The sequence below is a fragment of the Cohnella rhizosphaerae genome (assembly GCF_029525575.1).
Lineage (GTDB): Bacteria > Bacillota > Bacilli > Paenibacillales > Paenibacillaceae > Cohnella > Cohnella rhizosphaerae.
Genome location: NZ_JAPDIA010000003.1, coordinates 182,286 through 192,753, shown reverse-complemented (window position 1 = coordinate 192,753; position 10,468 = coordinate 182,286). Strand labels below are relative to the sequence as shown.

Genomic DNA, 10,468 nt, shown 5'->3' with positions numbered 1-10,468 from the left:
ACTCGCCTCTCCCGGCGCCCCAGCTGTCCTTCCGAAAAATCCCGGCCCCCTCGCTCGGAGGGCAGTCGGGATCGCAGTCTTTATTTCGCCCCGTTATAGGCGTCGTTCAACGCCTTCTCGACGTCCTCCCCGCCCGCTTGCTTCCACTTTTCGATAAATTGGTCGTAGGCGGTCAGCGGCAGCGCGCCGGTGATGATCTTCAGGAAATACTGGTCGCGCAGGTCCTTCAGCTCCGTGCTCTTCTGATCGACCAGCGGGATCGGCGCGACGAGGTCGACGACGTTCACGTACTTGGCGACTTTGGAGACCGGGGTGAAGTACGGGCTGAGGCCGGCGTTTTCCATGCGCTGCAAGCCCAGGTCGACGGTGTCGAACATGTTGTAATACACCTTGTAGGCGATGTTGCTCATCTCCGGAAGCGCTACGTTCTTTCCGTTTTCCTTTTTTAAAGTGCGTGCCTTCGATTCCGAAAGAGATAAAGTCGATAACGGCCGGATCCGAAGCCTTGTTCAGGAACTGAACGACTTCCTTCGCGTGCTTGCTCGCCTTGGGGATGATGAAGTACTTGGAGATGGTGGACGACGCGCCCATGCCGAACGAACCGTTGCTGCCCGTCGGCGGATCGATATACGCCAGATCGCTGTTCGCGTTCTTCTCCTTGGACGCCGCGACGATCGCCGGACCTTCCCACCAGCCGAGCGTGGCCAGCGCCGCCTTGCCGTTCGACAGCTTCTCCTTCACGTTATCCGTCTTGTTGACGACGGACTCCTTGTCGATCAAGCCTTCCGCGAACAGCTTGGAGGCAAAGGCCAGGAAATCCTTCGCTTCCGGCTGCGCGGCCGTGTAGACGACCTTGCCTTTTTTTTGCACGTAGTCGACGGGCGGATAGAACATGCTGGCGATCGCTTCGAGTCCGGTCAGACCTTCCGACAGATTGGCCGTATACGGCGCCATGCCCGGCTTCTTCTCTTTGATCGTCTTCAATGCATCGTAAAATTCATCCTGCGTCTTCGGCAGACCGAGTCCCAGCTCCGTCAGCACGTCTTTGCGCGCCGTCAGGCCATAGGAAGCGTTGCTGTAGCTGAACGTGCGGATGGCGTAGATCTGGCCGTCCCACATGGCCGATTTCCACTGCTCCGGCGTGAGCAGCGACTTGATATTTTGTCCGTCCTCGTCGAGCAGCGCGTCCAGCGGCGTGAGGAGCCCTTGCTGCGCGAAGTTGCCGAACTGCGCCTTCTCGGAGTTGCCCATGATGATCAGATCCGGCGTATCGCCGGAGGCCATGAGCACGTTCAGCTTCTGGTGAAGCGCTTCCGCATCCTTCGGCATGAGCTCCCACTGAACGTCGAAGCCGGTCCGCTCGCGGATGCCGTCCGCGATCTCGTTGTGATTGACGTCCTTCCCGCTCGGGAACTCGGCGATATTGTTCGGCACCAGAATCTTGAGCGTGACCTTCTGCCCGCTTGCCGCCGGGCTGCCGGAGGAAGCCGAGGACGCAGCGCCCGAGGAGGAAGCCGCCGAGGACGAGGCAGCCTCGCTGGCAGACGAATCTGTATTGGCGTTGTTCCCTCCGCAGGCGGCAAGCGCCGAAGCCATTAACGGAATTGCCGCAAGCCCTACTGCCGAACGCATGACACGGTTGAATTTCATATTCCTGTCTCCCCTTTGCTTATAGTTGCTATATTAGCCTTTTACGGCGCCAAGCACGATCCCTTTGACAAAAAAACGCTGGAGGAACGGATACACGAGCACGATCGGGAGGGTAGCCGCCACGACGACGGCGCCGCGGATCGACTCCTGCGCCACCTGCGTCTGGGCCATCATCTCGATGTTGCTGCTGGCGTCCGACACGCTCATGATGACTTCCCGCAGGAACACTTGCAGCGGCAGCTTCTTCGCGTCGCTGATGTACATGAGTGCGTCGAAGTAGCTGTTCCAATACTCGACCGCGCAGAAGAGGGCGGTCGTCGCGATGACGGGCGCGGCCATCGGCATCATGATGCTGAAGAGGATGCGAATATTGCTCGCGCCGTCCATTTTCCCCGACTCCTCAAGACTGTCCGGAATGTTAAAGAAGTACAGACGCACGATGATCATATTAAACGGACTGACCAGCCCCGGCAGCATAAGCGCCCAGAGCGAATTGATGAGCCCCAGATTCTTGATGACCAGATAAGTGGGCATGATGCCGGCCTGGAACAACATCGTGAAGACGAACAGCATCATGATGAACTTCTGCCCCGCCAAGCGGCTGCGGGATAAGGCGTAGCCGGTGAAGACGGTCAGCGTGACGTTGATCAACGTGCCGACGACCGTGATCAGGACCGAATTGCGGAACGAGCTCAGGAACTTCGGACTGCCCAGCACGATGTTGTACGCATCCGTCGTAAAGTGGACCGGCCAGATGCCGACGTCGCCCGCCACGACGTAGCTCTCGCCGCTGAGCGACTTGGCGACGATATTGAGCACGGGAATGAGACAGACGAGAATGCCCAGGACAAGACCGGCATAGACGCAAATTTCGTAGACGACTTCCCCCTTTGGTTCTAAGCCTCATGCGGCCACTTCCTTTCTGCCTACCAGAGGCTTCGCTCCCCGTACTTTTTGCTGAAGTAGTTCGCCGTGAAGATCAGCCCCATGCCGACGACCGACTGGAACAGCCCGATCGCCGTCGTATAGCTGTATTGCAGGTTGCCGAGGCCCATCCGGTAGACGAACGTGCCGATCACCTCGCCCACATTCGCGACGAGCGGATTGTAGAACATGAGCACCTGCTCGACGTCGTTGCCGAGCGCGCTGCCGACTCGCAGGATGACGACAAAAAAAGATAACCGATCGGATGCCCGGCAGCGTGACGTGCCAGATCTGCCGGAAGCGACCGGCGCCGTCCATGCGGGCGGCTTCGTACTGCTGCGTGTCGATGGAGAGAATGGCGGACAGATAGATGATCGAGGACCACCCCGTCTCCTTCCAGGCCGCCGACATGACGAGCACGCTGCGGAAAAATCGCTCGTCGGCGATCATCATCGTGTCCTGCATCCCGAGCAGCTGGAAGAGATCCTTCAGAATGCCCGTATGCGGGGACAAGAGGTTGATGAAGATCGTGCTGATGATGACCCAGGACAGGAAATGCGGCAGGTAGGTGATCGTCTGCGCGGCCCGCTTGAACGCGACGTTGCGCACCTCGCTGATCATCAGCGCCAGCAGGATCGGCAGCGGAAACTGGAAGATGAGCTTGTACAGGTTGATCAGCACCGTATTGCGCAGCACCTGGTAAAATTTTTCGTCGCGCAGCAGCGCCTCGAAGTTTTGCCAGCCAACCCACGGACTGCCCCAGATTCCGTCGCCGAGCCTGTAATCCTTGAACGCGATAATCGCGCCGAACATCGGGACGTACTTGAAGATCAGCAAGGCCGCCAGACCGGGCAAGAGCAGCAAGTACAGGTCGTAATCCCGAAGCGCGGCGCGCAGTCGGCTTCGCTTGCTCATTTACACACATCCTTCTCCTTGATGGAATCGCTTTCAACTCCGTGAATTTAGTATAAAAAAAGAGAGCCGCCCCTTAAACGGGACAGCTCTACGATTAGGTGGCGGATCTTACGCCGTTGCGCAGCGGGTCGACGGGGGCGGTCTTCAGCTTCAGGCGCACGACCGTGCCGCTTCCCGGCTTGCTGCGGATGGACACCCCGCATTCCGGGCCGTAATACAGCTGGAGCCGCCGATGTACGTTGCTGATTCCGTACCCGCCGACCGTGCCGTCCAGCACGCCCGCCGCCGTCTCCCGGTCCATGCCTGCCCCGTTGTCCGCGATCAAGAGGACGATCTCGTCGCCGACCAGCCGGCCGCGCAGCAGGATCAGGCCGTCTCGGCCGCCCGCCTTGTTGATGCCGTGGATGATCGCGTTCTCGACGATCGGCTGCAGGATCAGCTTGATGATCTCGATATGCGGCAAGCCGGGATCGAACGAGAATGCCGTACGGAGAGCGCCGCCGAACCGGACGTTCTGGATGTCGACGTAAGCGCGCACATGCTCGATCTCCTTTTCGAACGGAATCTTGTCCTTGCCGCGATTAAGGCCGATGCGAAAAAACTTGGACAAGTCCGTCACGACCCTGGCAATGTCCGGCGCGCTCGACTTGAGCGCCATCCACTTGACCGAGTCGAGCGTATTGTAGAGGAAGTGGGAGTTGATCCGTCCCTCCAGCACCTTCATCTCTTCCTGCTGCTTGTGCTGCGTGACGCGGTACACTTCGCCGATCAGATGCTCGATCTGCCCGGACATTTTGTTGAACCGCCGCTGCAGCAAGGAAATCTCGTCGCGGCCCTGGATTTTAACCGTCTCTCCGAAGTGCCCGTGTTCGATGCCCTTCATCTTGTCGGCCAGGACGGACAAGCGACGCGTGATCCGGCCCGACAGCAGAAAGGCGAGCGCTGTGGCGAACGCGATCAAGCCGGCCGACAGCAGCAGGATGTACACGCCGAGCATGTCGCTCTGGTCGGCGATGTTCACCGTCGGAATGAGCGCGACGATCTTCCAGTCGACGTTGTCCAACCGCTGGACCAGGTACAGATAGGTCGTGCCGTCGTAGCGGATCGTCCTCGCTTCCCGTTCCGTTCCTCCGCCGAGACGCAGAATGTCCGAGAGCGGCGCCTTGTCGATGCCGAGCCGCTCCGGCTCGTGCGCATAAGAGGCGATGACGGACTGGTCCTTGATCAGCATCGCCTTGTAAGGAAGCGCGAGATTCATGTTCTCCAGCACGTCGGTGAACGTTCGCTCCTCCACGTCGATCGCGATGACGCCGAGGGAGGTGGTGACGTTGTTGAAGTCCTTCATCAGCCGCTGCAGCGAAATAATGCTTTTCGTCCCGGCATCCAGGTACGACGTCGGACCGAGGTATTTCCAGGCCATCATGTTCTTCGCCTCGCCCAGCTCCCGGCGGTAATCGTCGAATTCGCCGTCGCTCAGGCCGAACAAGCTGATATTCTCGGTCGTATACAGCGCCGTGCTGGGCACGAGCAGCCGGATGCGGAAGATGTTGCGGCTCGTCTCGAGGTTATGCAGGATCTCCTTGATGTCCTTGTAGTCGTCCATGACCTGCCCCGTCGTCAGCTCGGATGCGTGCGCCCTTCTTAGCATTTGCTGCAGATTGTCGTTCGTGTACACGATATACGAGATGTTCTCCACCTCGGTCATCCGGTACGACAGGTTGATCGACGTCTGGCGAAGCGCTTCCAGATAGGCTCGGCTCGTTTGCTCTTGAATGATCGAAGACGATTTGCGGTAGGAAAAAAAACCGATCGCGATCGACGGCACGAGCACGAGCAATGCGAACGCCGCGAGCAGCTTGCTGCGGAGACTCGTACGGGAATCGAACCGGCCGAACCATCGCCACATCCGCTTCACGCCCGATCCCTGAATTCGCTCGGATTCATGCCGATCTCGCGCTTGAACAGCTTGGTGAAGTATTTGCCGTCCTTGTACCCGATCCGCTCCGCCACGTGCTGCACGAGCAGGCCCGGTTCTTCCCGGAGCAGCCTCTTGGCCTCGGACAGACGGATTTGCGTAATGTAATCGTTTACAGTTATGCCCGCGTTTTTCTTAAAAAAGGTTGGCTAGATAGTTGGGAGACAAATGCACCGCATCGGCCACCTGCGCCAGCGTCAGTTCTTCCCGAAACGCGGATTGGATATAATCCTTCACGGTCCGCACAACCTTGCGCTGGTCGGAGCCGCTCAGCGAATCGGTCTCGGCTCCCGCGAGCAGGTCGTCCAGCTCGGCATAAGCGGCAAGGCGCGATTGCGTCGGTTTTGCGGATTCTGCGCTCAAGTTTTCCACCAGCCGGTCCCGAACCCACGCTTGCGACAGCTCGTTCCTGCGTTCCAGGCTCCGCAGACGCTCCTGCCGGCTCCGCTCTTCGTCGAGATCGGCCACGACTTTGCGGACGACCTCCGCGAACTCCTCCTCGTGGAAGGGCTTGAGCAAATAGTCCACGACCTGCAGCTTCAGCGCAGAGCGGATATAATCGACGTTCTCGTGGCCGCTGATCATGATGACCTTGATCGATTTGCCCTGGGTATCGGCCTGCAGCCGGCGCGCGAGCTCGATGCCGTCCATCTCCTTCATGACGACATCCGTAATCACGATGTCCGGACGCAGCCGACCTGCCAGCTCCAGCGCTTCCTTGCCGTTCGAAGCGGCCGCCGCCAGATTCAGCCGGTAGGACGCCCAGTCGATGCCGAACCTCATCCCCTCGCGGATGACCTCCTCGTCTTCGACGATCATGCAGGTGTACATGGACGCTCCCCCCCTTCGCGCTGCGTTCTCCATTAAATATACCGTCTGTCCGGTCCGCTTGTCATGCCGTTCCTACAGCCGCGTCCCTATAGCCGCGCAAACGGCGCAAGACCTTCTCCGCCCGGAGAAGGCCGCTCGTCTTTACAGCAGGTAGTATTCGCCCGTATCCTTGCCGGCCAGCGAGTACCGCTGATAATGCTGGTAGTGCGCCTTGTACAGCTCTCCGTCCTTCGCGGGGGGAGTAGGTCAGGGAAAAGCTGCTTGCGGCTGTATTCCGACAGATTCGGTCCGCTCTGATGCGGCGTGAAGGAGTGGAAAATGATGACGTCGCCCGGGTTCGTCGCGACGATATGGCCGGTGGCGGGATCGATCTCGGCGATCTCCGCCGCGTTCATGTTGCGCAGCTCGCCCGGCGTCGAGCGCAGTCTGTCGTGGTAGCCGGAGAACAGCTCCAGCCCCCCCGTTCTCCGCGGTGGCGCCGTCGATCGCGACCATGACGGAGATGAGTCCCTCGATCGGGAAGCCCTGCCACCAGGACGCGTCCTGGTGCATGGAGTAGCCGTTTGCGCCCGGCAGCTTGAAGATCAGCTTATCCTTGAAGAGCTTCGGCTCGTCCAGATAAATGTCCCGCAGCGGCGCCAGCAGCCGATCGTCCTGCACGAGGCTGGCGAACACCGGGGAAATATCGTGAACCGGATCGAACCGTTCGATCTTCGTCTCCCCGTTCGCGTAGCTCTTGTAGCCGGCGCGAATATTTTTCGGGTCCGTGTACTCGGAGAGCGTGAGCAGTTTATCGCATTCGATCTGCAGCACCTTGGCCTCGGCTTCGGAAAATACGTTTCGCAAAACCAGGTAGCCTTGGCGATTGTAATCTTCCAGCTCCGTGCCGCTCAGGAAGTTCAGCTTTTGTCTCACAAAAATCGGCCTCCATTTTTTTCTCGATTTTATTTTCTGATCGCTGTCTACAATGCTATGATATGCCTTGAATCGACGCTTCTCCATGCATTCACTTTATCTATTTCATATACTTTTTTTTATTTTCGCGAGAGGAGACACGCGATGGAGGTCAAAACCTATTATTACAATGCCGGCGGGATGACGCAGTTCCGTTATCCGGAAGATACGTATGCCGGGTGGGCCATTTTGGTCCCGCAGTCCGGCCGGTTTTCGTTCGCCATCCATGAAGGCGCGAAGGTTGACGGGACGGCGTCGGGGAGCTGGCGAGCGGGGGCAGGCGGAAGCGAGACCGCACGGGCCGGCGTTGGCGGAGACGGGACCGTACGATTTGGCGTTAGCGCGGCGGAGGTTAACAGCGAGCCGACTGCGTCCGGCGTTGGCGGAGACGGGACCGTACGATTTGGCGTTAGCGCGGCGGAGGTTAACAGCGAGCCGACTGCGTCCGGCGGACCCGAGAATAGCGGGACTGGAGGAGGGACCGAACGTATTGAAGCGGACGTGGCGGAGGTTAGGAGCGAGTTTGCCGGCAGGGCTGGAGCCGTTAAGGCAGTTACCGACGAGACCCGGGCTGCGCCATACAACGGTGAGGCGGCGTTCGGCGAGCTTGTGCTTTGCCCGCCCGGCTTCGTGCTGAAGCGATCGATGCTGGAGCCGACCTCCTTCCACTTTATCGAACTGGCGGTCTCGGACGAATTTGCGTTGCCCCCGGGCAAAGTGCGCATTCGCGACGTGCAGAGGCTTGGCTCGACCTGCTCGTACCTGGCCCGGCTGCGCGCGGAGCAGTCCTGCGACTACCAGGAAGAGATCGCCCATTTAATTCGAGATCTGCTCTACCTCGTTCGGCTGGAGCAGGCCTCCGCAGCAGCCTCTCGGCGTGCGACGACCGAGCCGCTCATGCATCATGCCGCCGCGCTGATGGAGCGCGGGGCTTGCGAGCCCGACTTTTCCCTGCAGCGTATCGCGGTGCAATGCGGACTGCGCGCATCGCAGCTCAGCACGCGGTTCCAGGCCGCCTACGGCCTGTCGCCGATCCGCTACGCGACCTCCGTCCGCCTGGCGAAGGCCGCCAAACTGCTCGTCGAGACCGACTTGACGCTGGACGACGTCGCCGAGCGCTGCGGCTATCAGAACGCATTCTACTTCAGCCGCGTCTTCTCCAAGCAAATGAATATAAGCCCTTCCTTGTTCAGGAGGGCTAACCGGGTGTGAGCGAGAACAATCCCCCGGGCTAAGACCCGGGGCGCAGCGTTTGGACAACGGGTTGGCCGGAAAATTTGTGTTTCTGCGGCGACCCGACAAAAATAAGTGTTAAAAAGCATTTATTTGTCCAAAATTGACCGAATTCCAGAAAATAGTTGTTATAAAGCAATTAATTCGCTTTATTCCTCTTCATTCCGCTCGATTACGCACGATTAGATGCCTTTTAACACTTATTCCATAGCTCGGTCGGTCGGCCCGAAAAATAGTTGCTTTTTAACCGTTATTTCGCAAAAGTGTCGGGGGAGGGAGGGGGGCGCGCGGCAAATGGAGATGTCGGCCAGGGGGCGGGCAAGAAGAGTTGAGGCACGGTGGATTCCGGACAACGGTGGATTCCGGACAACGGTGGATTCCGGACAACGGTGGATTCCGGACACGTTGGATTCCGGACACGGAGGATTCCGGACACGGAAGATTCGGGCCAGACGGCAGCAGAGGGGGGCGCGATGACTGGTCCGGCGAACAGCAATCCGGCAAGTCGTCGGAGTGCGGCGAAGCAGAGGCGGAGCAAGCATCCGGCAAGCCGACGAAACACAGTGCAGCAGCGTCTGAGCAGCAATCCGGCAGACCGTTGGGGCGCAGCAAAGCAAGTGTGGGGCAGTCATCCAGCGACTGAGCGCCCGAAGCAGCAGTAGCGCCGCCACCCGGCAGGCCGTCGGTCCGGTCCGGTCCGCGCCGCAGCAACGCCAGCGCTAGCCGTCACGCGGCGGCGGGCCCGTCGTGCCGCGCACGGCCAAGGCCGTCGGCACGATGACCGCCGGAGCCGGGCTGTCCGGCTCGACGATGAGTCCGTCGAGCAGTTCGACCGCGCGACGGCCGAGCGTCGACATGTCCTGCCGCACCGTCGTCAGCGGCGGGTACACGACCCGCGCCTCGTCGATGTCGTCGAAACCGACGATCGACAGCTCGGCCGGCACCGCGACGCCCGCCTCGCGGGCCGCCTGCAGGGCGCCGATCGCCGCCTTGTCCGAGCCGCAGACGACGGCGGTCGGCCGTTCGGGCAGCGCCAGCAGCCGCTGCATTCCGCGGTAGCCGGTCTCCTGCGTGAAGTCGCCGATGACGATGCAGTCCGGGTCCGGCGACAGGCCAAGCTCGGCCATCGCCTCATGATAGCCCGCGAGCCGCCGCTCGCCGACGTACGAGCCGGGCAAGCCTGCGATGCATGCGATCCGCCGATGCCCAAGCTCATGCAGGTAACGCACGGTGCCCTGCACCGCCTCTTTGTTATCCGAAGAGATGTAGCCTGCCCGCTTGCCTGTCAGATTCAGGTCGATGAACAAGGTCGGGATGCCCGATGCGACCAGCTTGTCCGCGTCCAGTTCGCCCAGCTGGAAGCCAAAGGCGAGCACGCCCTCGACATTGCGGCTGCGGCAGTGATGCACGAAGTTGTACTCCGGATGGGCGGACAGCTGCGCGAGGTAGATGAGGTCGTAGCCCCGCTCCTTCAGCGCCTCGTCGATGCCGCCGAGCAGATGCACGAAGAAAGGGTTGGCCAGGCCGGAAGTCAGCAAAATGCCGATCGTCATCGAGCGCCTGCCGACGAGCGAGCGCGCCGCCTCGTTCGGGCGGAACTGCATCTCGGAGACGAGCGCGAGCACCTTCTCCCGCGTGGCCCGGCTAACCGTCGAGTAATCGTTGAGCACCTTGGATACGGTCGCGACCGACACGCCGGCCGCCTTCGCGATATCGCGTATTGTAGCTGTCATCGTAAGCCCCCCGCCTTGCTGCGCGCCCAACCGGGCTGAATCGTTGTCCCTACCATAACGCGAAGCGGCGCTTTTGGCAATCGGAATACGGTTCGTTTTCGCCCGCTTCAAGGTCGAATTTCGTTTTGGCTCTCCGACGGGATTGTGCTATAATGAGATTTACTGTGGCCCCGTAGCTCAGCGGATAGAGCACACGTTTCCTAAACGTGGTGTCGGATGTTCGATTCATCTCGGGGCCGCCAGTTTCTTCTCT

The 10,468-nt window shown here is 60.2% G+C and carries 10 protein-coding genes and 1 tRNA gene; 2 read left to right on the top strand and 9 right to left on the bottom strand.

Going from position 1 to position 10,468, the window contains the following annotated elements; all coding sequences use genetic code 11:
- Nucleotides 1-93 precede the first annotated feature (93 nt).
- From OMP40_RS06365 to OMP40_RS06335, 8 genes are all read right to left on the bottom strand, one after another.
- Nucleotides 94-1,650 carry an extracellular solute-binding protein gene (locus OMP40_RS06365; RefSeq protein WP_277530078.1) on the bottom strand — a complete coding sequence of 519 codons (1,557 nt, stop codon included), beginning with the start codon at nt 1,648-1,650 and terminating at the stop codon, nt 94-96.
- A gap of 33 nt (nt 1,651-1,683) precedes the next feature.
- Complete coding sequence (locus OMP40_RS06360; RefSeq protein ID WP_277530076.1) at nt 1,684-2,469, bottom strand: carbohydrate ABC transporter permease; 786 nt, start codon at nt 2,467-2,469, stop codon at nt 1,684-1,686.
- Between the two features lie 84 nt (nt 2,470-2,553).
- Nucleotides 2,554-3,489 (bottom strand): ABC transporter permease subunit, encoded by a 936-nt coding sequence (locus OMP40_RS06355; protein WP_338131040.1) that lies wholly within the window; start codon nt 3,487-3,489, stop codon nt 2,554-2,556.
- A 94-nt stretch (nt 3,490-3,583) separates the two neighbouring features.
- On the bottom strand, nt 3,584-5,395 hold the full coding sequence (locus tag OMP40_RS06350) for a cache domain-containing sensor histidine kinase (protein WP_277530074.1): 1,812 nt from the start codon (nt 5,393-5,395) through the stop codon (nt 3,584-3,586).
- A 5-nt stretch (nt 5,396-5,400) separates the two neighbouring features.
- Nucleotides 5,401-5,553 carry a helix-turn-helix domain-containing protein gene (locus tag OMP40_RS06345; RefSeq protein ID WP_277533016.1) on the bottom strand — a complete coding sequence of 51 codons (153 nt, stop codon included), beginning with the start codon at nt 5,551-5,553 and terminating at the stop codon, nt 5,401-5,403.
- 46 nt (nt 5,554-5,599) lie between these two features.
- Nucleotides 5,600-6,295 carry a response regulator gene (locus OMP40_RS06340; protein WP_277530072.1) on the bottom strand — a complete coding sequence of 232 codons (696 nt, stop codon included), beginning with the start codon at nt 6,293-6,295 and terminating at the stop codon, nt 5,600-5,602.
- Between the two features lie 86 nt (nt 6,296-6,381).
- Nucleotides 6,382-6,645, bottom strand: coding sequence for a phytanoyl-CoA dioxygenase family protein (locus OMP40_RS41240; protein ID WP_420871945.1), 264 nt, complete (start codon nt 6,643-6,645; stop codon nt 6,382-6,384).
- Nucleotides 6,542-7,210 (bottom strand): phytanoyl-CoA dioxygenase family protein, encoded by a 669-nt coding sequence (locus OMP40_RS06335; RefSeq protein ID WP_277530070.1) that lies wholly within the window; start codon nt 7,208-7,210, stop codon nt 6,542-6,544. Before OMP40_RS06335 ends, OMP40_RS41240 begins: the two co-directional genes overlap by 104 nt.
- 144 nt (nt 7,211-7,354) lie before the next feature.
- Between OMP40_RS06335 and OMP40_RS06330 the strand changes: the two genes are divergently transcribed.
- A complete protein-coding gene (locus OMP40_RS06330; RefSeq protein ID WP_277530068.1) occupies nt 7,355-8,461 on the top strand; it encodes a helix-turn-helix domain-containing protein in 1,107 nt (368 codons plus the stop codon).
- A 740-nt stretch (nt 8,462-9,201) separates the two neighbouring features.
- Here OMP40_RS06330 and OMP40_RS06325 read toward each other — a convergent pair.
- Nucleotides 9,202-10,215, bottom strand: coding sequence for a LacI family DNA-binding transcriptional regulator (locus OMP40_RS06325; RefSeq protein WP_277530066.1), 1,014 nt, complete (start codon nt 10,213-10,215; stop codon nt 9,202-9,204).
- A gap of 166 nt (nt 10,216-10,381) precedes the next feature.
- Here OMP40_RS06325 and OMP40_RS06320 point away from each other — a divergent pair.
- Nucleotides 10,382-10,457: transfer RNA gene (locus OMP40_RS06320), tRNA-Arg, on the top strand.
- The last annotated feature ends 11 nt before the right edge of the window (nt 10,458-10,468 follow it).